The 23,685-nt window shown below is 71.3% G+C and carries 18 protein-coding genes and 1 pseudogene; 5 read left to right on the top strand and 14 right to left on the bottom strand.

Going from position 1 to position 23,685, the window contains the following annotated elements; all coding sequences use genetic code 11:
- Positions 1-16 precede the first annotated feature (16 nt).
- From O3X23_RS08720 to O3X23_RS08695, 6 genes and pseudogenes are all read right to left on the bottom strand, one after another.
- On the bottom strand, positions 17-1,624 hold the full coding sequence (locus tag O3X23_RS08720; protein ID WP_269270637.1) for a long-chain-fatty-acid--CoA ligase: 1,608 nt from the start codon (positions 1,622-1,624) through the stop codon (positions 17-19).
- 68 nt (positions 1,625-1,692) lie between these two features.
- Entirely contained in the window at positions 1,693-2,226 is a 534-nt protein-coding gene (gene scoD, locus O3X23_RS08715; protein WP_269270635.1) for a (2E)-enoyl-ACP glycyltransferase, read from the bottom strand.
- Positions 2,227-2,230: 4 nt separating this feature from the next.
- Entirely contained in the window at positions 2,231-3,121 is an 891-nt protein-coding gene (gene scoE, locus O3X23_RS08710; protein WP_269270633.1) for a (3R)-3-[(carboxymethyl)amino]fatty acid oxygenase/decarboxylase, read from the bottom strand.
- Between the two features lie 4 nt (positions 3,122-3,125).
- Positions 3,126-3,401, bottom strand: coding sequence for an acyl carrier protein (locus O3X23_RS08705; RefSeq protein ID WP_269270776.1), 276 nt, complete (start codon positions 3,399-3,401; stop codon positions 3,126-3,128).
- Between the two features lie 42 nt (positions 3,402-3,443).
- Positions 3,444-4,478 (bottom strand): annotated as a pseudogene (locus O3X23_RS08700) (beta-ketoacyl-ACP synthase III); the annotation flags it as partial.
- 160 nt (positions 4,479-4,638) lie between these two features.
- Entirely contained in the window at positions 4,639-6,057 is a 1,419-nt protein-coding gene (locus O3X23_RS08695; protein ID WP_269270632.1) for an MFS transporter, read from the bottom strand.
- Positions 6,058-6,881: 824 nt separating this feature from the next.
- Here O3X23_RS08695 and O3X23_RS08685 point away from each other — a divergent pair.
- Together O3X23_RS08685 and O3X23_RS08680 are read left to right on the top strand one after the other, a co-directional pair.
- The gene (locus O3X23_RS08685) at positions 6,882-9,218 is read left to right on the top strand and encodes a heavy metal translocating P-type ATPase (protein WP_269270629.1); all 2,337 of its coding nucleotides are present in this window, start codon (positions 6,882-6,884) and stop codon (positions 9,216-9,218) included.
- Positions 9,215-9,739 (top strand): copper chaperone PCu(A)C, encoded by a 525-nt coding sequence (locus O3X23_RS08680; RefSeq protein ID WP_269270628.1) that lies wholly within the window; start codon positions 9,215-9,217, stop codon positions 9,737-9,739. The genes O3X23_RS08685 and O3X23_RS08680 overlap by 4 nt, the downstream gene beginning before the upstream one ends.
- Before the next feature lie 41 nt (positions 9,740-9,780).
- Here O3X23_RS08680 and O3X23_RS08675 read toward each other — a convergent pair whose 3' ends face one another.
- The 3 genes from O3X23_RS08675 to O3X23_RS08665 all read right to left on the bottom strand — a co-directional run bounded on the left by O3X23_RS08675 (position 9,781) and on the right by O3X23_RS08665 (position 12,268).
- Positions 9,781-10,533, bottom strand: a complete 753-nt coding sequence (locus O3X23_RS08675; protein WP_269270627.1) for an aspartyl/asparaginyl beta-hydroxylase domain-containing protein — start codon at positions 10,531-10,533, stop codon at positions 9,781-9,783.
- Positions 10,530-11,270: a sigma-70 family RNA polymerase sigma factor gene (locus O3X23_RS08670; protein ID WP_269270626.1), complete on the bottom strand. Its 741-nt coding sequence runs from the start codon at positions 11,268-11,270 to the stop codon at positions 10,530-10,532. Before O3X23_RS08670 ends, O3X23_RS08675 begins: the two co-directional genes overlap by 4 nt.
- 269 nt (positions 11,271-11,539) lie before the next feature.
- Positions 11,540-12,268, bottom strand: a complete 729-nt coding sequence (locus O3X23_RS08665) for a hypothetical protein (protein ID WP_269270625.1) — start codon at positions 12,266-12,268, stop codon at positions 11,540-11,542.
- A 299-nt stretch (positions 12,269-12,567) separates the two neighbouring features.
- Between O3X23_RS08665 and O3X23_RS08660 the strand changes: the two genes are divergently transcribed.
- The gene (locus O3X23_RS08660) at positions 12,568-14,637 is read left to right on the top strand and encodes a phosphocholine-specific phospholipase C (RefSeq protein ID WP_269270624.1); all 2,070 of its coding nucleotides are present in this window, start codon (positions 12,568-12,570) and stop codon (positions 14,635-14,637) included.
- Positions 14,638-14,695: 58 nt separating this feature from the next.
- Here O3X23_RS08660 and O3X23_RS08655 read toward each other — a convergent pair whose 3' ends face one another.
- On the bottom strand, positions 14,696-15,508 hold the full coding sequence (locus O3X23_RS08655; protein WP_269270623.1) for an AfsR/SARP family transcriptional regulator: 813 nt from the start codon (positions 15,506-15,508) through the stop codon (positions 14,696-14,698).
- Positions 15,509-15,649: 141 nt separating this feature from the next.
- Here O3X23_RS08655 and O3X23_RS08650 point away from each other — a divergent pair, with 141 nt between their 5' ends.
- The gene (locus tag O3X23_RS08650; protein ID WP_269270621.1) at positions 15,650-16,453 is read left to right on the top strand and encodes a peptidoglycan-binding protein; all 804 of its coding nucleotides are present in this window, start codon (positions 15,650-15,652) and stop codon (positions 16,451-16,453) included.
- A gap of 124 nt (positions 16,454-16,577) precedes the next feature.
- Here O3X23_RS08650 and O3X23_RS08645 read toward each other — a convergent pair whose 3' ends face one another.
- The 4 genes from O3X23_RS08645 to O3X23_RS08630 form a co-directional block, all read right to left on the bottom strand.
- Entirely contained in the window at positions 16,578-18,641 is a 2,064-nt protein-coding gene (locus O3X23_RS08645) for a restriction endonuclease (protein ID WP_269270620.1), read from the bottom strand.
- Between the two features lie 125 nt (positions 18,642-18,766).
- Positions 18,767-19,285, bottom strand: a complete 519-nt coding sequence (locus tag O3X23_RS08640; protein WP_269270619.1) for a flavin reductase family protein — start codon at positions 19,283-19,285, stop codon at positions 18,767-18,769.
- Positions 19,282-21,369, bottom strand: coding sequence for a tetratricopeptide repeat protein (locus O3X23_RS08635; RefSeq protein ID WP_269270618.1), 2,088 nt, complete (start codon positions 21,367-21,369; stop codon positions 19,282-19,284). The genes O3X23_RS08640 and O3X23_RS08635 overlap by 4 nt, the downstream gene beginning before the upstream one ends.
- A gap of 45 nt (positions 21,370-21,414) precedes the next feature.
- A complete protein-coding gene (locus tag O3X23_RS08630) occupies positions 21,415-22,620 on the bottom strand; it encodes a hypothetical protein (protein WP_269270617.1) in 1,206 nt (401 codons plus the stop codon).
- Between the two features lie 567 nt (positions 22,621-23,187).
- Between O3X23_RS08630 and O3X23_RS08625 the strand changes: the two genes are divergently transcribed.
- Positions 23,188-23,616 (top strand): helix-turn-helix domain-containing protein, encoded by a 429-nt coding sequence (locus O3X23_RS08625; protein ID WP_269270616.1) that lies wholly within the window; start codon positions 23,188-23,190, stop codon positions 23,614-23,616.
- Positions 23,617-23,685: the final 69 nt, after the last annotated feature.

Genomic DNA, 23,685 nt, shown 5'->3' with positions numbered 1-23,685 from the left:
AGCGGAGGCGCCGGGGTCAGTTGACCTTGCGCCGGGCGTCGTCCCAGAAACGGTCGCGCAGCTCCCGGCGCAGGATCTTGCCGCTCGGATTGCGGGGCACGTGGTCGATGAACTCGTAGGTGGCGGGCAGCTTGAACGCGGCCAGCCGTTCCACCAGGAAGCGGTGCAGGTCCCGGGGCCTGGGCGGCTCCTGGCCCGGGACGGCGACGACGAAGGCCCGGACGCTCTCGCCCCAGCGCTCGTCCGGCGCTCCGACGACGACGGCCTCCGCGACACCCGGGTGTGCTTCCAGCGCCGACTCGATCTCGGCCGGGTAGACGTTCTCGCCGGCCACGATCACGGCGTCCTTGATGCGGTCGCTGATGAAGACGTAGCCCTCGTCGTCCAGGTACCCGGCGTCCCCTGTGTGCACCCAGCCGTCGACGAGCGTCTCGCGGGTCTTGTCGGGCAGGCCCCAGTACTCCAGCATCCGGGCCGGGGTGGCCAGGCACACCTCGCCGACGGTGCCGGGCGGCAGCGGTTCGCCCCGGTCGTCGATCACCTTGCAGCCGATGCCCGGGTACGGCCGTCCGGCGGCCTTCATCCGCGCCCCGCCGGGTACGTGCGCGGCGGGCGGCAGGCACACCGCCGTGTTGCCGGTCTCGGTCAGGCCGTAGATCTGGGCGAAGTCGCTGCCGAACATCGCCAGACTCTGTTCCAGCAGCGTCTCGGAGATCGGCGAACCGCCGTAGACGATCTTCCGCAGGGTGCCGAAGTCCGCCGGCCGCACTCCGGGTTCGGCGAGGATCATGCGCAGCATCGCGGGCACCACGCAGGCGGTGGTGATGCCGAGGTCGCGGATGAGGGCGACGGCGTCGGGGGCGGAGAAGGCGCGCATCGCCACCACCGTCACCCCGGCGTTGAAGTTCTGGGTGGCCCACCACAGGCCGCCGATGTGGAAGCCGGGGATGCCGACGAGGGCGATGTCGCCGGTCCGCCAGTCGATCCAGTCCAGATCCTCCCGGGCGAGAGCGTCCCGCACGGCGAAGAAGCTGCGGTGCGCGAGGACGACGCCCTTGGGCAGCCCGGTGGTTCCGCTGGTGTAGAGCTGGGCTATGGCGTCGTCGGGGCCCGACGCGGGGTGCGGGTCGGTGTCCGGGCGGCCGTCCTTCCAGGCCTGGTAGGCCGGCCGGTCCTCGGTGGAAACAGCGTCGAGAAGGACCACCGTGCCCGGCGGGTCGGTCGGCATCCGGTCGACGACCCGGGTGAACTCGTCCTCCAGGAACAGCAGTTCACTCGCCGAGTCCTCAAGGATGTGACTCACCTCAGGAGCGGTGAGACGCCAGTTGACCGGCACCAGCACCGTCCCGCTCTTGGCGCACGCGAAGAGGATCACGTAGTAGTGCTCGGACTCCCGGCCGAGGTAGGCGACCCGCGCTCCCGGCGCGAGACCCGCCGCCCGGATCGCGTGGGCGACGCGGTTGCTCTCCCGGTGCAGGTCCTCGTAGGTGAGCGTGCGGTCCTCGCAGCGGACGGCCACGGTCCCCGGCCGCTGGGCGGCGTGGAACGCCACGGTCTCCCACAGCGTCCGCAGGAACGGGTAATACGGTTGTTCGTCGTCCTGCGGACGACCCACGGTGCTCACAGCCACTGTCCTTTCCGGGCCGCGCGCCGCCGCTGAACGGGCGGCGGCGCGCGGCGGTTGTGGGAGCCTCACGACGTACCGGCGACCGCTTCGTCGAAGGCGTTGACGAAGGCGAGCTTCACCTCGCCGTCGCAGCGGCCGCCCGCCGCGTCCCAGTACCGGTAGGAGGTGTCCGCGATGATCAGCGGATCACCGCCGCCGGGGGTGCGCCGGTCCACGGTGCGGATCTCGAATCCGCCGGAGAAGGCGCGGGCGTTGATGGGACGGCGGAAACTCCCGCCGAACCGCGCGATGAGGATGTCGGGCAGCTGGTGCCGCCAGTAGTCCTCCAGCGTCCAGGAGCCGAATTCCGGCAGCAGCCCTTCCTTGACGGATTTGGCGACCACGTAATACATCATCTGGTTGTAACTGATGTTCACTTCCACCGCGTTGAGATGGCCGGTGTCGTCGATGTAGCACGACTCGGCGATGGAGAACTCGCACTCGGCCGAGACCCGGCCGTCCTCCGCCGTGACCACGGCGGACGTGAGGTACTTGCAATGCGCTTTGTAGGGCCGCAGTACCAGCGGCAGGAGGTCGGTGTCGGTATCGAAGACCGTCATCGCCCTACGCCGCCGGGATCTCGTCGTAGAGCTTGCGCTCGTCGTGCACCGTGACGCGGAACGAGACGGTCGGCTCCGGCGCGGCGGTGTGCAGGGCCCGGTGGATCAGGCTGCGGTTGTCCCAGACCAGCAGGTCGCCCTGCTCGAAGGTCTGCAGGTGGATGCCGGGGTGGGTGAACTCCTCGTCGAGCTGCCCGGAGGCCTCGAACAGCCGGCGCAGCAGCGCCTCGTCGAGCGGACGGCCGTCCGCGTCCTCCAGTCCGACGGTGAAGCCCTCGCTCAGGTAGAGGACGGTCTCGCCGGTGAACGGGTGGGTGAAGGTGGTGGGCTTCACCACCGGCGGGGTCTTCGTCTCGACCTCCTCCAGGATCTCGGAGATGGGCCGGTACACGTCGTGCGGCCGGATCTTGAAGTACTTCCGTACGGAATGCCGCGCGTACGTGCCGTCGATGTCCCGCTTCAGGTCCTCGGGCAGCGCCTCGTACGCCCGGCCCATGTCGATGAAATAGGTGCCGCGGCTCTTCTGCGGAATCACCTGCGGATAGATGAGGGTGAGTCCGAACGGGTCCGGCATGAACATGTAGTCGGCGTGCCAGAACTTTCCGGTCTTCGGCACACCGATCTGCTTCCCGTCCTTGGGGACGTTCGAGGAGACGAATATCTCCTCGACCTCGGGGTGCTGGTACATGGGTTCGTAGTACGTCTCGGGACGGCCCAGCCGCTTGCCCAGTTCGAGGAACTGTTTGGGCGACAGGTCCTGGCCCTTCAGCACCGCGATCTTGCGCGTGTAGACCGTCTGCTTGAGTGTGGCGATGTCCTCGTCGGTGGCGGCGGCGTAGTCGAAACCCTCGACGCTCGCACCGAGAGTCTTGTCCGCCTGCGGAGTGATCTTCATGGGGTCAGCCCTTCGTGTGGTGGGTGGTCGCCGACGTGCCCACGGGGCCGTCGAGCTTGGCGTCGATCAGTCGTACGGTCTCGTCGAGGGTCATGCCGCCGCGCAGTTCGTTGTCCGCGACCTCGATGCCGAGGTCACGCTCCAGGCGCATGCTGATCTCGACCATCGTCAGCGAGTCGACGTCGAGTTCGGCGAACGTCGCCTCCGGGCGGACCCGTTCCGGGTCCGCGTCGTGCAGCTTCGCGACGATCGCGATCAACTGCTCATAGGTGGTGCTCATATCGGTTGTCTCCTCCGTTGTCCTTCGGGTGCCGGAAGTGCTGAGGTCGGGCCACCGCAGTACGCAGGAGCCCCAGGTGAGGCCGCCTCCGAAGGCGGCGAGCAGGATCCGCTGGCCCGGCCGGACGACCTGCCGGGCGGCGGCGTCGGCGAGGGCGAGCGGGATCGAGGCGGCGCCGGTGTTGCCGACGGACTCGATGTTGGACACACAGGCGGTCCTGGCGAGCCCGAGCTCGTCGGCCACCGAGTGCAGGATCCGCAGATTGGCCTGGTGGGGCACGAAGTGGTCGACGTCCTCGACCTTCCAGTCGGCGCGCTCCAGCACCGCGCGCGCCGAGTCGGCCAGGTGGGTCACGGCGTGCCGGTAGACCTCCCGGCCGCGCATCGCGAAGTGCCGGTCCTCGCGCGGGGCGTCGTCGGCACGCTGCCGGGAGCCGCCGGCGGCGACGATGATGAGTTCCTCGTTCGCACCGTCACTGCCCAGGTCGAAGTGGGTCACCGCGCCGAGCTCGTCGGCGTGCCCGGCGCGCAGCACCACCGCTCCCGCACCGTCACCGAAGATGATCGCGTTCGCCCGGTCGTCGGGGTCGACGATGGCCGAGTACGTGTCCGCGCCGATCAGCAGCACCCGGCGGGCGACACCGGCCGCGATGAGCCCGGCAGCCGAGGCCAGTCCGTACACGAATCCGGTGCACACGGCGCTGACGTCGAACGCGGCCGCGCCGTTCAGCCCGAGCCGGTCCGCGACGACGGGCGCGGTGGCGGGGCAGGAGCGGTCCGGCGTGGTGGTGGCGACGATCACCGCGTCCACCGACGCGGCGCCGGCCGACTCCAGTGCCCGGCGGCCCGCCTCGACCGCCAGGTCGGAGGTGGCCTGCCCGGGTTCCACGAAGTGCCGTCGGCCGATGCCGGTGCGGGTTCTGATCCACGCGTCGGTGGTGTCCAGTCGCTGCGACAGGTCGTCGTTGGTGACGACCCGGGGCGGCAGCCATCCGCCGAGTCCGCAGACGACGGCGACGGGCCCGGACCCTGCGGGCCGGTGGTCCGGGTGGGTCGGATCGGTGAGGGTGTTCGGCAGGACCGGGATGTTCGGGCTGAGCACGGCGGATCTCCTCGGTATGCGTGCACTTGCGCGGCCGCGAGGGGCCGGGAGGGAAGCGGGAGCGGCGGCGGACGGCAGGACGGCAGTCGGCGACAGGCCGGGCGGGCGGAGTCAGGGCCGGGTCAGGAATCCGGGGTCAGGACGTCGGCACTCTGCGGAAGGCCAGCAGCACCACCGTGCCCAGACAGATGCCCGCCGCGATCACGTAGACGGCCGTGCGGATGTCGCCCAGCAGGGCGAGGCGCAGCGCGGCGCCGTGCAGGGCGCCGTGGCGTCCGGTGTCGGCGACGGCCACCAGCACCGCGAGGCCGACCGCGCCGCCGATCTGCAGGGTGGTGGACGCGAGTCCCGACGCGACGCCCTGGTCGCCGGGCGCGACGCCGGTGGCCGCCGCGATCCACATCGCGGTCCACCCGGCGCCCTGCCCGGCGCTGAGCAGCACGATCCCGGGCAGCACCCGCCCGTACGAGCCGTCGGCGGTCAGCCCCGGCGCGAGCAGGGCGACGCCGGCGGCACCCAGTAGCAGGGACCCCAGCAGGGTCTTCGTCATCCCGATCGCGCCGACCGCCAGCTCGCCGGCTTTGGTGCCGGCCGCCACCACGAGCGCCGGGACGAGGAAGGCGAGCCCGGTCTGCAGGGCGCTGTAGCCGCGCACCGTCTGGAAGTACAGCGTCAGGAAGTACGGCAGTGAGCTGAAGGTGGCGCTGAAGACCGCGGTCAGGGCCATCGCGGCCACCAGGCTGCGGTGGGCGAACAGCCGGGCCGGGGTGAGCGGGTCCCGGGTACGGGTCTCGATGACCACGAAGGCCACGAGCAGGGCGACGGAGGCCGCCGAGCAGCCGAGGACGGAGGCGCTCGCCCAGCCGGCCTCGGGCGCGTGCACCAGCACGAAGACCAGCAGGGTGATACCGCCGGTCGCCGCGAGCGCGCCGGCCACGTCGAACGCCCGCCGCCGGTCGCGCACTTCGTCGGCGGGGAAGAGCATCCACCCCGCGACGGCTATCAGCGCGGCCAGCGGCACGTTGACGAAGAAGACCGACGGCCAGCCGAACGCGTCGACGAGGACACCGCCGAGCAGCGAGCCGAAGCACAGTCCGCCCGCGCCCGCGGCGCCCCAGACGGCGAGCGCCCGGTTGCGGGCGGGTCCCTCACTGAACAGCGTATTGATCAAAGAGAGAGTGGCGGGAAACAGCAGTGCCCCGCCGATGCCCTGGACGGCGCGGACGGCCACCAGGACGGCGGCGGATCCGGCCAGTCCTCCGACGAGCGAGGAGCCGGCGTACAGCAGCGCGGCGACGGTGAAGATCCGCCGGCGGCCGAGCAGGTCGGTCGCCCGGCCCCCCAGCAGCAGGAACCCGGCGGTGGCGACGACGTAGGCGCTCACCACCCACTGCAGGTCCTGGGCCGAGAAGCCGAGGCCGCTGCCGATGCTCGGGAGCGCGACGTAGACGACGTTGAAGTCGAGAGCGATGACGAGCTGAGCGGTGGCCAGAACGAACAAGGACAGTCCAAGACGTTGGCGCGTTGGAGCGGGTGGTGCCTTCAGTGCAGACATGCTCGGACGTTCCCCCTTGGATGCGCCCCTGGTCGTATGTCCGTCATACGCCGGGAGCGCGGCCCGTTCTGGATCCTTACCGAGGCTCCGGAACGCGGCAAACACCAGGCATTCGATTTGGACTGGCTCACCATGGCGTTGCGCATACGGAATTGTTGTGATCCGGCGGTGCCGCCGCTGCGGAGCAAGGCGGATGTGCCGCCGGAAACCGGCCAAACAAATAGGCATCGGCGGGGACCTTGTCAACCCGGCCGGTGATCAAACCTGCTATTTTTGGCCATTCCCGGAGCACTGCGGGGCGCAGGAGATGGCGAATTCTGACCGCAACTTCCGTGAATCCGCCTCGTTGCCGCCGAACCGGCTCTCAACAGGTGTTTTCTAGTAGTCGGATGACGGAGCCGTTCAGTTCCCGACGTCTCCGATATTTTTCATCACACCTTACTGGGTTGCGGATCGCCCTACCAGCCCCGTACAGCATGCAAACATTAGGGAGTGGCATCGACTCCCGTGGCAGAAACCCGTACTCCTTCGCGTTCCGCCAACTCCTGGCGTATATCCAGGGCCGCGCCACCACCGGCCCTGCTCGGATTCCTGCTGTTGTTGGTGATGCTCACGGCGGCCTCATTCGCGGTGGGCCGGGCGGCCGGTCCCGTATCCCCCGGAATCCACCGGACGGGAAATGACGCGCCGGCACCGGAAGATCCGGCCCCGGGAGATTCCTCGCCGGGATCGGACCCGGGATCGGACCCGGGCTCCGACGGCGGGGGGATGCCGGGCATGGGCGGTATGGGATCGCAGGGGCCCGAGATTCCGGCGGCCGGACGATGACGGCCCCCTCCGTGGTCACCACGGACCTGGTCGTCAGCGGTATGACGTGCGCTGCCTGTGTCGGACGCGTGGAGAAGAAGCTCGCGCGGATTCCGGACGTGACCGCCAGCGTGAATCTGGCCACCGGCCGGGCCCGCGTCACCCACCCCGCGGAGCTACCCGCCGAGCGGCTGATCTCCGCCGTCGAGCAGGCCGGCTACACCGCCGAACTCCCGCCCCCGCCCGCACGGGCCGGCACGGAAACCGTCACCGACGCGACCGACGGTGCCGCCCGCGCCGCCGACCGGGACCGCCTCCTCGGCACCGCGGCGCTCGCGCTGCCCGTCATGCTGCTGTCCATGGTCCCGGCCTGGCAGTTCAACCACTGGCAGTGGCTGTGCTTCACCCTCGCCGCGCCCGTGGCCACCTGGGGCGCCTGGCCGTTCCACCGGCAGGCCCTGCGGGGGCTGCGGCACTCGGCGGCCACGATGGACACGCTGGTGTCGGTGGGGGTGAGCGCCTCCTTCCTCTGGTCCGTGTACGCGCTGTTCGTCGGCGGGGCCGGCGAGCAGAACATGCGGATGCCGTTCAGCTGGCTGCCGTCGGCGGGTGACGGGGTCGCGCACGTGTATCTGGAGGCGGCGGTCGGTGTTCCGCTGTTCGTGCTGACCGGGCGCTACCTGGAGGCGCGCGCCCGGCGGGGCACCGGCTCCGCGCTCCGGGCGCTGGCCGAACTCGGCGCGAAGGACGTCGAGTTGCGGGGCCGGAACGGCGAGGGCGGCCGGCGGATGCCCATCGCGGAGCTGCGGGTCGGCCAGGAGTTCCTCGTCCGGCCCGGTGAGAAGGTCGCCACCGACGGCGTCGTGGTGGAGGGCAGTTCCGCGCTCGATCTCTCCCTCGTCACCGGCGAGAGCACACCGGTGGAGGTCGGCCCCGGCGCCACGGTCGTCGGTGCGGCCGTCAACTCCGGCGGTCTGCTGGTGGTGCGGGCGACCGCTGTCGGCGCCGACACCCAACTCGAGCGGATCACCCGCCTGGTGACCGACGCCCAGGCGGGCAAGGCCCGGATCCAGCGGCTCGCGGACTCCGTCGCCGGCGTGTTCGTCCCCGCCGTCGTCACGGTCGCCTGCACCGTGCTCGGCTTCTGGCTGGGAGCGGGGGCGGGCGCCGAGGCCGCCGTGACCGCGGCCGTCGCCGTCCTCGTCGTCGCCTGTCCCTGTGCGCTCGGACTCGCCACTCCCACCGCTTTCCTCGCGGCCACCGGACGCGGCGCGCAACTGGGCATCCTCATCCGCGAACCCGGGGCACTGGAGCGGCTGCGCCGGGTCGACACCGTCGTGTTCGACAAGACCGGCACACTCACCAGCGGCCGGATGACCCTCGTCGCGACCGAGACCGTCCCCGACGGGCCGACCGCTTCCGAGGTGCTGCGGCTCGCGGGTGCGGTGGAGCACGGCTCGGAGCACCCCATCGGACGGGCGGTGGCCGCCGCCGCACGCCGCCGCGCCGAGGAGGGCGCCGCCCCGCCCGGCGCCGAGGACTTCCGGGCGCTGCCCGGGGTGGGCGTGACCGGCCGGGTCGAGGGTCACGAGGTCCGGGTGATCGCCCCCCGCGACCGATCGGGCCTCCCCGAGGTCCTGCGCCGGGCACTCGACCGGGCGGAACACGCCGCGCACACCGCCGTCGTCGTGGAAATGGACGGCCGGGCCGTCGCCGTGCTGGCCGTCGGTGACACCGTACGGCCTTCCGGCTACCGTGCCGTGCGCCATCTGCGGGAGCTGGGCATCGAGTCGGTCCTGCTGACCGGCGACGGTCCCGCCGCAGCAGCGGCGGTCGCCGAGCAGGTCGGCATCACCCGGGTGCACGCCGGCGTCGCCCCCCAGGGCAAGGCGGAGATCATCGCCGAACTGCGGGCGTCCGGGAGGCGGGTGGCCATGGTCGGCGACGGGGTCAACGACGCCGCGGCGCTGGCCGTCGCCGACCTCGGGATCGCGATGGGCACGGGAACCGACGCCGCGATCGGCGCGGCGGACATCACCCTCGTCCGCGAGGACATGGAGGCGGTCGTGCAGGCGGTCCGCCTCACCCGCCGCACCCTGCGCACGATCCGCGTCAACCTCGGCTGGGCGTTCGCGTACAACGTCCTCACGCTGCCGCTCGCGGCGACCGGTTGGCTCGACCCGATGTTCGCGGCGCTGGCGATGTCGGCCAGCTCGGTGCTGGTCGTCGGCAACAGCCTGCGGCTGTGCGCCCCTTCGCACGACACCGGGCCCGGTTCCGGGTCCGGCCCACGGCGGTCCGGTCGACGGCCCGGGCGCCCGGACGGCGAACGGTCCCTGGCGGGTGCGCGATGAGTCCCCAGCTCGACGACGGCCCCGACCGGCCCGCCGCCGGCGTCATCCTCGAGGTACCGGGGCCGCTGCGCGCCGCCCTGCTCCCGGTGGCCACCTGCGTGGCCGTGCTGGCGCTGCTCACGGCCTACACGGCGACGGGCGCGGCCGGTGAGAGCCCGGCCAGGATCACCGTCACCGACGCGCGGGTCTTCCGGCCCGCCAACACCGAGGCGACCGCGGCCCTCTTCACCGTGCAGAATTCCGGCGGTACGGCCGACACCCTGCTGTCGGTGGACTCCCCGGTCCTGGGGCCGGGGATGCTCACCCGGACGGTCGTCCGCGACGGAGCCGGCCGGATGACGCCCGCCGGGCCGGTCGCCGTTCCCGCGCACGGCGCCGTGACCATGGACCCGGCCGGGCTCGACGTCATGATCCAGCGTCCGCCGCGGCTGCCGCTGGGCGAGCGGATCCCGTTCGTCCTGCGCTTCCGCAACAGCGGCGAGGTGCGTGTCGAGGCCGTGGTCGTCCGCCCGGGAGCCTGATCCCGGGCGGACGACGTCCCGTCACCCCTCGTCGTCCGCCGTCACTCCTCCCCCATCAGCTTGCGGATCTCGGTGATGAGGGCGACGAGCGCCGCGCGCTCCGGGATCGTGGTGTCCGGGTGCCAGAGGTCGATCAGCAGGGCGGTGCGCGGCCGGTTGCCGCGGTTCCACGCCTCGTGCTCGAAGGAGTAGTCGAACAGCAGGCACTTCCCCTCCTCCCAGCTCCTGGTCTCACCGGCGACCGTGATGCCGCATCCCTCCGGGATGTCCACGGCGAGGTGCAGGTTGATGCTGAAGTTCCACAGGTCGTGGTGCGGAGCGATCGACGCGCCGGGCAGCAGCGTGGAGAAGTGGCTCTCCAGGAGCGGGCAGATCGTCCCGGTGTCGACCGCGTACTCCTCGAGCACCCTGAACGCCGTCGGCACGACGTCCGCCGACTCCCGCACCAGACCGCCGCGGCGGTACAGGTACAGTGCCTGCCAGTTCTCCTGGCGTGTCAGGTAGTGCTCGTAGTCGGAGAACGCGGCACGCCGCTCCGACCAGGCCTCCGCCAGCTCGTCCTTGATGGCCGGGTGCGCGGCCTCGAGGGCACGCACCACGGGCGCCGGCTCCTGATGCTCGTACGGGTCGTGCCATGGGCGCTGCGAGATCCCTGGCATGATCCACTTCGCGCCCTTCTGCAACGGGTGGCGGTCCCGCCGCCCCGCGTCCAGCATCTGCTCGACGCGCACGATGGACCCCGCTCCGTACTGGTCCCGCAGTTCGGCGAAGGCCTTTTCGATCTCAGGGGTCATGCCGGGCTCCAAACGGGCTGGGAGAGGCGGTTCTGCCGGATGCGGTACGTGCCGCTCCGCCGCCCGTCGCGGCGGAGCACGGGCGGCGCGGGGTGTTCCCGGCACTCGGGGTGCTCGGGTCGCCCGGTGACGGCTTCCCGGCGCGGCGCCGTTTCCGCCGCCTTCAACAGGACGACCAGGTCGTCGCGGGCGCGGGCGACGCGCGACCGTATGGTGCCGATCGGGCAGCCGGTCGCCGAGGCCGCCTCGGCGTAGGAGAGCCCGAGCAGCTGGGTGAGGACGAACGCCTCACGGCGTGGCGCCTGCAGGGTGTCGAGCAGTTCGAGCATCGCCACGCCCTCCTCGAAGCCCGGCACCCCGACGGGCTGGGTCCCCTCGGCGGCGCTGCGCCAGTCGACGGCGTCGGAGATGCGGGGCCGGGCGGCCGCGTGCCGGTAGCGGTCGATGACGGCCCGGCGGGCGATCGACAGCAACCAGGTCCGGGCGCCGGAACGGCCGGCGAACCGTGGCAGGCCGCCGAGGGCCCGCAGGAACGTGTCCTGCGTCAGGTCGTCGGCGCCGTTCACATCGCCGCTGAGGTGGGCGGTGAACCGCCAGACGTCGCCGTAGGTGGCCTCCACGAAACGTGCGACCGCCGCTGGATCACCGCCGCGCGCGGCGAGCGCCCACTCGGTGACCTGTTCGTCGTCCTTGCGAGCCGACGCCCTCGGGGCGCCCCTCACCAGGGCATGAGTCATCGCAAAAGGTCCTTCTCGTGCTGCACGGCCGCACCACGGCGTGACGCGGCCGTCGGCGAACGGCGTCTCGGGACCGGCGGTGTCCGTACGGACGGCCTGGGTCCTGTCCCCCGCCCGCGGTCGGCGGGTGGGCGGAAGAGAGCCGCGTGGTCAGGGACCGGCCTGCGCGACGTCGCCCGCCGAGAGCGCGGCGGCGTACGGGCAGGCGGGCACTCCGCCCGTCACCCGGGCGCGCGGCCTACCGGCCGGGCGCCCGGGATCGAGCGGCTTCAGCAGTGCCGGGCGATGACTGGTGGGCCCCTGCGGGACAGGACATGGTGGAGCAGGACCCCGCGCAGCGCGTGCGCGGGGGCGTCGTCGGCGGTGCGGCGCGGGCTCGGTCGGCCGTTGTCCCGCACCGTGCGGAAGGAGCGGCACAGCACGCGCCAGACGCGTCGCAACGGGGCGGCCATCAGGGCCGACAGGGCTCGTCCGAGCCGGAAGGCGGCCGCCTCACCGCGCCGGAGCCACAGCCCGCAGACCACGGCGGCCAGCAGGTGGGCGAGGAACATCATGGTGGAGTCGTGGCCGCCGGACGACATGCCCATGAGGTCGGCGGCGGTGATCGGCCGACCGGCGGAACCGTACATATCCATGCTCATGTGCGGATCGCCGGTCGGCATGACTCCGGACAGGCCGGCGGCGCCGTGCATGCCCGGCATGCCCGGCATGTCGTGGGCCATGGGGCCGGCCGTTCCCGGGCCGGGCGGTTGGGCGAGCCCGAACAGGGCGTGCAGGCCGAGTTGGGCCATGACCGTGGATCCGGTGACGACCAGGACGCCGCGTTCCCGCCCCGCCAGCCACCAGGCGGCCGAGGCCGTACCGGAGAAGGCCGCGCAGAGCGACCACCACGGAACGGGGGCGCCGGAGGCCCAGGCGTGTCCGAGCGCTGCCAGCACCACGCAGACGGCCGCGAACATCGCGGCTCGTGCGGTGCGGGACGCCGGCCCGGTGGTCATGCCGCCATCGTGCCACCCCGGCCCCCCGGGTGGGAGCGATATAGCCCGGACCTGACTGTTTGTGACGCACACGATGCGCCGGTACGGGGTTCGGCGACGCGGCCGGCGGCCTCACCGGGCCGGGACGTCCTCTTGGATTCGGTACCGGTCGGTGCGAGCATGTCGCTCGCCCGCGAGTGATCGTGGTTGGCGGAGTGTTCACCGTCGCTCCATCCGTCGGTCGCAGGGGGTTCTCCACCGCCTGAGGAGACTGTCAGCGCACCCGCACTGCCATGGACGACCCTGGAGGCCGGCTTCTCATGACCGCCATCGACCGCCGACGATTCATGCAGCTGGCCGGTGGCACCGCCGCCGCCTCCCTGCTGTCGGACAGCATCGCCCGAGCGGCGGAGATCCCGGCGAACCGCCGCACCGGCTCCCTGCGCGACGTCGAGCACATCGTCGTCCTGATGCAGGAGAACCGCTCCTTCGACCACTACTTCGGCACCCTGCGCGGCGCCCGCGGCTTCGGCGACCCCCGCCCGGTGGTCCTGCCCAGCGGCAAGTCGGTGTGGCACCAGTCCGACGGCACGAAGGACGTCCTGCCCTTCCACCCGGAGGCGGACAACCTGGGACTGCAGTTCCTCCAGGACCTCAACCACGACTGGAACGGCGGCCACGCCGCCTTCAACCAGGGCAAGTACGACCGCTGGGTACCGGCCAAGACCGCGACGACGATGGCCTACCTGACGCGTGAGGACATCCCCTTCCACTACGCGCTGGCCGACACCTTCACCATCTGCGACGCCTACCACTGCTCGCTGATCGGCCCGACGGACCCCAACCGCTACTACATGTGGTCCGGGTTCACCGGCAACGACGGCACCGGCGGCGGGCCCGTCATCACCAACGCCGAGGCCGGCTACTCCTGGACGACGTACCCCGAGCGCCTGGAGAAGGCCGGGGTCTCCTGGAAGATCTACCAGGACGTGGGCGACGGGCTCGACGCCGCGGGCGGCTGGGGCTGGATCGAGGACGCCTACCGGGGCAACTACGGCGACAACTCGCTGCTCTACTTCAACCAGTACCGCAACGCGAAGCCGGGCGACCCGCTGTACGACAAGGCCCGCACGGGCACCGACGCCAAGGCGGGCGAGGGCTTCTTCGACATCCTCAAGGCCGACGTGGCGGCCGACCGGCTGCCCGCGGTCTCCTGGATCGCGGCGCCCGAGGCCTTCACCGAGCACCCGAACTGGCCGGTCAACTACGGCGCCTGGTACATCTCCCAGGTGCTGGACGCGCTGACCTCCAATCCCGAGGTGTGGAGCAAGACCGCCGTCTTCATCACCTACGACGAGAACGATGGCTTCTTCGACCACGTCGTGCCGCCGTACCCGCCGTCGTCCCCGGCGCAGGGCCGGTCGACCGTGGACATCACGGACGAGCTCTTCACGCCCGCCGGCACGGACCACAGCGTCCCCGGCGCCTACGGCCTGGGGCAGCGCGTCCCGATGCTCGTCGTGTCCCCGTGGAGCAAGGGCGGCTGGGTCAACTCCCAGGTGTTCGACCACACCTCGATCATCCGGTTCATGGAGCGGCGCTTCGGCGTGCACGAGCCCAACATCTCGCCCTGGCGCCGGGCGGTCTGCGGCGACCTCACCACCGCGTTCCAGTTCGGCCGGGCCGACACCCGGGTCCCGGCGCTGCCCGACACCGCCGGCTACCTGCCGCCGGACCGCGACCGGCACCCCGACTACGTGCCGGTGCCCCCGGCCAACCCGGTGCTGCCGAAGCAGGAACCCGGACTGCGGCCGGCCCGTGCGCTGCCCTACGACCTGGCCGCGGATGCGGCGGTCGACGTCGAGGAGCACCGGCTGCGCGTCGACTTCGCCAACCACGGCAAGGCCGGGGCACAGTTGTACGTGACCTCCGCGACCGGCACGGACGGCCCGTGGACGTACACCGTCGAGGCGGGACGGCGGCTGTCGGACCACCTGGCCGTCGCCCCGGCGGGGCGCGGCGCCTACGACTTCACGGTGCACGGCCCCAACGGCTTCCTGCGGCAGTTCGCGGGCCACGCCGGCAGCCGGGGCCCCGAGGTCACCGCGACCCATGACGGGGGCGACGGCCAGGTGCGCCTGGTGCTCAGCAACCCGGGCACGACGACCGTCAAGCTCACCGTCAAGGACGGCTACGGAAAGGAGCGGCCGGCGGTCTACCGGTTGCGGCCCGGCGCCCGCGCCCTCCACACCGCGCACCCGCGCCGCAGCCACGACTGGTACGACCTGACGGTCGCCTCCGACCAGGACGGCGGTTTCCTGCGCCGTCTGGCGGGCCACGTCGAGACGGGCCGGCCCGGTACGAGCGACCCGGCCATCGCCACCCGCTGACCGGCCTCCCCCTCCGTTCCCTCCTGGTTCTTCGGCCGCTCCGGACGCTGAGGGTCGGTCAGACGGCCAGGATCGACCTGGCGAGCGCCGGGTCCTGGCGGAGGATCGACTGCTGGAGCCGGGCCAGTTCATGGCCCGGCTCCACCCCCAGCTCGTCGATGAGCATCCTTCGGGTCGTCCTGAACAGGGCGAGTGCCTCCGCCTGCCGGCCGGAGCGGTAGAGCGCCAGCATGAGGCCGGCGCGCGGCCCCTCCCGCAGCGGGCATTCCCGGATGACGCCCCTGAGCAGGGCGACGGCCTCCTCGTTCCTGCCCAGTGCCAGGGCCGCCGTCGCCTGGTACTCGGTCGCGGACGTCCGCAGCTCCTCCAGCCTCGTGATCTCCGCGGCGAGCGGCTCGTGATCGGCGAGGCCGGCCATCGCCGGCCCGCGCCACAGCCGCAGCGCCCGGTTCAGGCGGCGGTACGCCTCCATCGCGCGGCCCGCCTCCAGCAGCGAACGGCCGTCCGACACGAGCCGCGCGAACCGGGCTCCGTCGACCTGTTCGTCCGGGGCGTGCAGGGAGTACGCGCCGGGCACGCTGCGCACCGGGCTCGCCGATCCGGCGGCCGGGACCGGTTCCAGGAGCTTCCTGAAGCGCGAGACGTAGCTCTGCAGACTGTTGACCGCGCTGGGCGGCGCGTCGTCGCCCCACACGTAGTCGATGAGCCGGGGCACCGGAACGAAGGTGTTGCGGTGCATCAGCAGGGCCGCCACGACAGCCTGTTGTCTGCGCCCTCCCGGGCTGATCGAACGGTTTTCGTCGGCGATGGTGACCGGTCCGAGCAGGCGGAACTCCATCGCCTCCCCCCAGACCGATGGTGCGTCTTTCACGTTCATTGTTTAACACGCGGATCTCATGGATGAGAAGTGGACCTGGTAATCACGTTGCACGCGGATTGCACGAATTCCGCAAGGCGGCCCGAGGAACATGACTTTACGGGCTCCACAGTGGAGCCCGCGGGGGTGATGGGCATGTCAGCAGATCCGCTCTTGGTCCAGACGGTGCAAGGGGATCCCGACGCGGTCACGGAGGCCGCGGCAGGACAGGTCGGCGTCCATGAGGGCCGTGAGAACGGGGACTGGAACAACATCCAGCGGTACAGCGACGAGGTCCCCGGTCTGGAGTGGTCGCAGGGCCAGCCCTGGTGCGCGACCTTCGTCTCCTGGGTGGCGCTGCGCGCCGGCGCCGGCGCCCTCTTCCCGCGCACCGCGTCGTGCGCCACCGGCGTCGGATGGTTCAAGGAGCGCCGGCGGTTCTCGGAGTATCCGGCGGTGGGCGCCCAGGTCTTCTACGGCGCCGGCGGCTCGGAACACACCGGTGTGGTGGAGCGGTTCGACGCCGCGCACATCTACACCATCGAGGGAAACACCAACGTCAACGGCTCCGCGGAGGGTGACGGGGTCTACCGGCGGGTGCGGGATCGCACCTCGCCCCGGGTGTACGGCTACGGGTACCCGAAGTACGCGGGCGGCATCGACTCCGCCGACCCGGCCTGGCCCCGTCCGGTCCCCGCCCCCGGCCCGTCCGCCCTGGAGCCGTTCCCGGGCGCGCAGTGGTTCCGCACCGCACCGCACAGCCCGATCATCACGGCGATGGGGCGCCGGCTGGTCGCCGAGGGAGTGGCGTTGTACAGCCGGGGGCCCGGCCCGCAGTGGACCGATACCGACCGGCGCTCGTATGCGAGGTTCCAGCACAAGATCGGCTATCGGGGACCGGACGCGAACGGCTGGCCCGGTCCCGTCTCCTGGGCGAAGCTGCGCGTTCCCAACAGCTGACCCTTTGCCGTGAATTACTCCGTCGAATTTCCGTCCCGCGTACATGCGTTCGCATTTCCTGCGGCGCGTCGGAGATTGCCGTCCGGAAAATGGCGCACCGCGGCGGCGATCGGCGCGACAGGATTCATCCGACGTCGATGCCGTATTCCCGAACCAGCGCTTCCAGTCCGCCCTCATAGCCTTTACCGCCGATGACGAACTCCCAGTCGCCACTGCTCCGGCGGCGGAAGGAGCCGAGGATCAGCGCGGTCTCCCCGGCCCGGCCGTCCGAGACCTCCAACCGGTCGAGTTCGGCTCCCGATCCGTCCGACAGCCGGATGAACGAGTCGGTGAAGCCGGCGAGGTCCGCGTTCGGATTGATCTCCGGGTCGATCGACACCGCCAGCACGAGCCGGTCCGCGCTCGCCGGCAGGGCGTCGAACGCGACCCGGACGGCAGCCTTGTCCCGTGCGGGACGGGACACCGCGCGCACCGCCCCGTCGGGAGTCCGCGCGTTGTTGAAGAAGACGAAGTGGTCGTCGCTCAACGCGCGGTTCCCCCGGCAGACCAGCGCGCACACGTCCAGCGCCACGCTCCCCGACCAGTTCATCCCCAGCAGGTTGTACTCGGGTTCCGGAGCGGACGCCGAAGCCGGCGGGACGGTCCGCTGGGCGGGCACCGTCGCCGGGCCGCCGCCGAGCCGGCCACGCAGCCCGTGGTGTCTCAGCAGCTCGACGAGCTCGGTACCGGAGATCAGCGTCAGCGGCTTGCCGTTGGCGAACGTGTAGGAACCGGGTCCGAAACCCGAGGTGGTCACGAGGACGCCCTTGTTCGCGCCCGCCCCCTGCACCGTGCCGAACAGGTCGCGCACGGCGGTGGGCGGCACGGTGTGGCGGTAGCGCTTCACCTGGACGATGATCGTGCCGCCGCTGATGGGATCCGGGTCCAGCGCCTCCACATCGACGCCGCCGTCGTTGGAGCGCTGCGTCATGACGGCCTGCATCCCCCGGGCCCGGAACAACTCCGCGACCAGCGACTCGAACTCGACGGGGTCCATCTCGAACAGGTCCGGGTCCTCGCCTCCCCCGTGCGAGACCGTCGCCCGGCCCAGATCCCCCGGGACCGTGCCGGGCCGCACCACCGTGCGCTGGTCGGGGCGCGCGGACAGCTTGCCGCCGAGGCCGTCGACGAGGCAGTCCACGGCGCTGACCTGGACCAGGTTCAGCCGGTCGAAGACCTGGCGGTCCGCCGCGACCGTGGCGAGGAAGAGCTGGGCCCGCAGGCCGGTCGAGGGGTCGTGGTCGTCCACGAAGCCGTTCAGGGTGACCGAGTCCAGGGTGCCGAACTCGTCCGCCGCGAACAGCTCGCGCAGTGCCAGCAGAACGGACTGCGCCAGCACGTCCCGGTAGAGGGACCTGCGCTGTCCCACGGGCCTGGCCGTCTCCTTGTCCTGGTCGACGGAGGGCAGGTACCGCACGTACCGGGCAGCGGGCACGATGTCGTACCCCGGCAGCTCCCAGTTCAGGACGAGCCGGCGGGCGGCCGGGTCGTACGCGCACGACACCTGCCGCGGGAACCCCTCCGGCCACGCCGTGGACGCGTACAGCGCCGCGGAGAAGTACTCCACGACCGTGTCGGGGTCACCGCGGCGCAGCCCGGCCACGTGCTCCGCGATGCCGGCGTTGTGCCGCCGGATCTCCGCCAGTTGCGCGGCCCGCCACTCGTCGTACTGCCGGCCGTACGCCGTCAGTTGCTGCTGCCGCCGCTCCTCCGCGGTCCTGGCCGCGGACAGGTCGCGCTCGTACCGGGACCTCGCCTCCTCCTGCGCCCGCCGCCCCGAGCCGAACCCCCAACTCGACTCCGGGTGGTAGGCGCCCGGGTTCGGCATCGGCACCGGTACGGCGAGCCGGCCCGCGGTGAACGGCTCCAACTGCTCGCTCCGCAAAAGGGCGTTCGTGCGGAACGCCGGCGCCCGGCAGCCTGCCGCGAGCAGCCGGCTCAGCGACTCGACCCGTGCTTCCAGTTCCCCGGTGAGCCGGATCGCCTCCGCCTCGCGGCGCTGCCGGTATGCCACCTGCTGTTCGCGATTGCTGCGGGCGAGCTCCCGCTCGGCGGCGCGCTGTTGCCGCTGGTACGCCTCCAACTGGCGCTGCCGCTGCCGCTCTGCCTCGGCCCACGCCCCCATGGACCGGTTGGAGCTACTACTCATCCGAGCACGCACCCCTCCTTCCGGGTCGCCTCACGGACCCGGAACTGTGCACTGGCTCACCCACCAGCAATACGACGTTTCGCGGTGATCCGACTCTAGTCGGCGCCCGGCCGGTTGCTACCTGTTCACGTCGTTTCGGGGGCCGGGCCGCGATGGAAGCGGCCGTCCAGGAAGAGCAGCGGTGCGCCCGGCTCCGCGTGGTGGTCGAGTACTTCACCGATGAGGACGAGATGGTCCCCGGCCGGGACGATACGGTCGCGGCGGCAGATCAGGGTGCCGATCGTGCCGTCGAGGAGGGGTACCCCGTGCGGTCCCGGCCGGGTGGTGAGCCGGTCGAAGCGGTCGCCGGGGCCCGCGAAGCGGGTCGCCAGTTCGCGCTGGTCGGCGCTGAGCAGGTGGACCGCGAAGTGCGGGGCGGCGGTGAAGGCCGCCCGGTGGGTGGAGGCGCGGTCGAGGCACCACAGGATCAGCGGCGGGTCGAGTGACAGCGAGGTGAAGGAGTTCACCGTCAGTCCGGCAGGGCGCCCCCGGCGGACGGCGGTGACGACCGCCACGCCGGTGGCGAAGCGGCCGAGCACCGACCGCAGCGGCCGCTGCTGTTCGCGCACCGCCCCATCCGTCGTCACCGCACCGTCGGCGCTCATCGTGCGGCTGCCGCCTTGCGCCGGCAGGTGTCCAGCGCCTCGGTGATCTCGGGGTCCTCGGGCGCCAGTCCGGCGGCGATCTCCAGGTCGGCGAGGGCCTCGTCCCAGTGGCCGGTGTCCTGGTGGACGAAGGCCCGGTTGTAGCGCAGCGCGGGGTCGTCCGGCTGCAGTTCCACGGCGTGGCCGAGGTCGACGGCGGCGGTGTCGAGCTCGCCCATGTCGTACGCGAGGGCGGCACGCCCGGACAGTGCCGTGATCATGTCCGGGTCGACGGCGAGCGCACGGTCGAAGGCGGCCCTGGAGGCCGCGAACTCCTCACGCTCGGCGTGCACCTGGCCCAGGACCGCGTGCAGGTAGGGGTTGTCGGGCTCGTGGCCGAGGCCGGTGTTCGCGTCCTGCTCGGCCGCGTCCAGTTCACCGGCCTCCAGCAGCAGACCGGCCCGGTTGACGTACGCGTCGACGAATTCCGGGACGAGTTCGATCACGTAGCCGAAGTCGGCGAGCGCTCCCTCGGTGTCGCCCTCGTTGAGCCGCAGGTCGCCGCGGTTGTAGTAGATCTCCGGGAACGGCGGGGAGAGCCGCATGGCCCGCGCGTAGTCCTCGAGCGCCTCCTCGGGGCGGCCCAGGCGGCGCAGGATGTTGCCGCGTTCCAGGTAGTGCTCGGCGTGGTTGGGGTCCTCCCGGATGACGATCGCGTAGTCCGCGAGGGCGTCCTGGATCCGGCCCAGGCTGAGGTAGACCCGGGCGCGGTTGTTCTTCAGCACCGAGCGGTGCAGGACGTGCTCGTCCGGGCCGAGCAGTTCGTCGAGGCTGCTGATCGCCTCGTCGACCAGGCGCAGCGCCTCGGCCGGCTCGCCGAGGTTGACCTCCACCAGCGCCAGGCCGTTCTTGTAGAAGGCGCTCTGGAAGGCCCGGTCGCTGCGGTTCTCGATCAGCGAGGCGGTGGCTATGGCGGAGTTCAGCCAGGCCTTGGCCTTGAACTCGTCGCGGTCCTCGGGGTCGTTGTGCCGGGTGTAGAGCATGGCCGTGTTGTACGCGGCGGCCATGTGGACGGCGGGCTTGACGGAGTTCAGCCGGGCCTGGTCGTCCAGCTTCTCGGCCTCGTAGGTGCGGCCGAGGATGGAGAGGCACAGCGTCACGCCCTTGGTGAAGGCCCACCAGCGGTCGTGTTCCGTCCTGGGGTCCACGAGCGCCAGCCCGCGCCGGCCGTAGTCGGCGCACGCCTCGTAGAACCCGTTGCACAGGCTGTGGTCCATGGCGTGGAAGACCGCGCGCACTCCCGCGTCGCCGGGGTCGGAGCCGTGTTCCAGGTGGTACGCGACGGCGCCGAGGCGGAGCGACTCGTCCTCCAGTGCGGCCAGTTCGGCGGCCCGCCGGTCGTGCAGCAGGGCGCGCGCGGCGGGGTCGAGTGCTGCGTAGGCCGCGTGCGGCGCCGGCTCGTCGGTGGTGCAGTCCGAGGCGACGAAGGCCCGCGCGTCGTCGGGTCCGGCCGCTCCCGGGGCGCCTTCGTGGACCTCGGTGACCTGGGCGCGGGCGGCGAGGACGGAGAGCAGTGCCTCGTCGACGGGTCCCGCGGCGCCGCCGCACACGACGACGGTCAGGTGCGCGGGGTCGATCCGGCGTACCAGGGCGGTGAGGAACTCCAGGTCGGTGGCTTCGGCCTGGTCGGTGTTCTCCACGACGAGGACACGCGGCCCGTCGGCGGCCAGGCCGTCGCGCACGAACTCCACCAGGCCGTTGGAGATGCGCGTGGTGCGCAGTCGGGCGTAGTAGCGGGTGCGTTCGGCCGGGAGCGCCATGGAGGTCAGCGTCTCGCGGGAGCCGGGGACGATGGAGCGGAGGTCCGGCGCGGCGGAGAGCAGTTCGATGTCGTAGCGCTCGACCAGCTTGCTGTCGCGGAGCAGGACGCAGGGGACCATGGCGCGGACGAGGGTCCCGGCCGCGGTGTAGGGTCCGCGCAGCCGGCGGTGCGCGTCCACGACCGTGACGGGTCCTGCCGGCAGGCCGAGCCGCTGGACGGCGGCTGCACGGTCCCTGCGCAGGCCGCCGCGAACCCAGTGGTGAGTGGGGACAACCTCGTTCATGCGGACTGCTCCTCTGCGGGTCTGTCGGGCTGCTGTTCTGTCCGGTCAGTTGGCGGTGACGGCGATGGCGCGGCGGCGGTAGCCGCGGACGGCGATGATGCCCGCGAGGATCAGCTCGCCGAAGTTGAGGACCAGGAAGACGGTCACGTCCAGGACGTTCAGCGGCGAGATGTCGGCGAAGAGCTTCCTGACGGCCATCTCGGTGATCCGGATCGCGGCGGGGATCACGGCGGTGACCAGCAGCCCGGTGAGGATCGCGTAGCCGGTGACCATCAGCCAGACGTACCAGCGGGCGACCTCGCGGTCGCGCGGCGTCCAGGTCTCCGGGTCCACGAGTTTGTCGCGGCGTCCGATCAGGCCGTAGAACCGGTTCTGCAGCATGTTCTTGGAGACGGTCTGCAGGTCGTTGCAGCCCAGGACGGTGATGGCGAGGTAGTACAGGTCGGTGCGCAGGAAGAAGTAGAACTGCCAGGCGAACCGGAGCAGGGTGCCGAAGGCCATCGCGAGCAGGAAGCGGCCGGTGAATCCGGCGAATCCGTCGGACGCGGCCAGGGGCACCGCGGCGAGCGTCAGCCCGGCGACCACCAGGACGTCGACGAGCATGCCCGCGAGCATCGGCAGGTAGCGCTTGCGCCGGGGTACGGCGACGAGTCCGTCCAGCTTGGTCAGGAAGACGAGGTAGTAGAAGCGCCGGCCGATGCTCAGGGAGGAGTTGAGGCCCAGTCTGCGTCCGGCCAGTGCGTGGTAGGACTCGTGCAGCAGGATCCACGGCGCCTGGCCGAGGACGTTGCCCAGCGCGAGAGCCACCAGGGACGAGGTGGTGAAGAAGATGTTGTGGTAGGTGGGGACCACGGCCGGTTCGCGGAACATCGCGACGATGCCCGCGATGAACAGCGCCCCGTACAGCACCCAGGCCACCGGGGAGAACACCGCCCGGCCGAGCCGCTGCCAGCGCACCGCGCCCGCCTCGACGACCTCCTCGCCGTCCGGCACGAGCAGCTCGAAGGCCTCCAGGACTTCGAGGAATTCGACCATGTCCACGGTCTCGCCGTACTGGGTGTTGTACCAGCGCGCGGCGTCGTTCGGGGTCTCCCCGGTCTCCAGGCGGCGCAGCAGGGCGGCGCCGTCGGCGGGGAAGAGGCCGTAGGAATCGATGTCGGCCCGTCCCACGGTGACCTCGTCGCCTTCTTCGAGGAAGGTCAGCGGGTACAGCCTCAAGGGTCGGTCGAGGTCCACTGCCGCGGCGTCCATCACTACCTCACTGTCACTGGTCCGCGAAGGTGCCGGTCCGGGCCGCGGACATCGTGGCCCGGACCGGCAGGAGCTCCACGAGCCGCGGCGGTCCGGTCAGCACCGGCACGCCGCGGCTCGGAAGGGGAGGGTCAGGCGAGGACGGGCGTGCCACCGCAGTAGCAGGACGCCGCGGCGGAGGTCAGGCGAACGGTCCCGGCCTTGCGAACAACGATCTTCTTCATGTTGTGCTCCTTATCCGTGGGTTGGCACATGGAACGGAGACTGATGTGAATGAGATTTACTCCCCCATTCATCTCCGCTCACAGGCTGGCACGCGTCCTTCCCGGCCGTCAACAGTCGGACACGGCGTACATCTGACAGGACGCCACTTCGCTGACCAGCCAACAACCGTTCAGATCCGGCCACTTGGTGAACGCTTTACGCTCGGCGAACATGCACCCGGTCTCCACAGCCGCGGCGGTCGGAACTCGAGCGACACCAACTAGGATGCGGAGGACGCAGAGCGGACTCCACCCGCGCTCACCACAGGCGATACGCAGGGCACTCGACCAAGGGAGGTATGCGGTGCCTGATCCGACGTCCGGCCCCCCGACGCTGGCGGACAAGATCGACCGACTGTTCGACGTCGTCCGCGGCCCTGACCACACGCCGTACACCCACGAAGAAGTGGCGCGGGCGTGCCGCGAGGCCACCGGGGAGAGCTTTTCGGCCACATACTTGTGGCAACTGCGCACGGGCAGAAGAGACAATCCGACCAAAAGACACCTCGAAGCGCTGGCGCAGTTCTTTCAGGTGCCCCCGATGTACTTCTTCGACGACCAGCAGAGCGCCCAGATCGCGCAGGAGCTCCAGCTCCTCGGGGCACTGCGGGACGCGGGAGTACGCGAGGTGGCGTTGCGCGCGGTCAATCTGTCGCCCGAAGGGCTCGGCACCATCAGCGACATGATCGAGGTCATCGCCCGCAGAGAGGCGGGATTGCGCCGCGCGGACTGATATCCACTGGTCCACCCCTGGGCATAGGATCGCTCATCGCTCATATCGCTCATGAGCGGATGCTGATCG

It is taken from the genome of Streptomyces sp. H39-S7, assembly GCF_027158205.1.
In the GTDB taxonomy this organism is placed as follows: Bacteria; Actinomycetota; Actinomycetes; order Streptomycetales; family Streptomycetaceae; genus Actinacidiphila.
The sequence above is the reverse complement of the archived record's forward strand: the minus strand, read 5'-3'. Positions and strand labels throughout refer to the sequence as shown.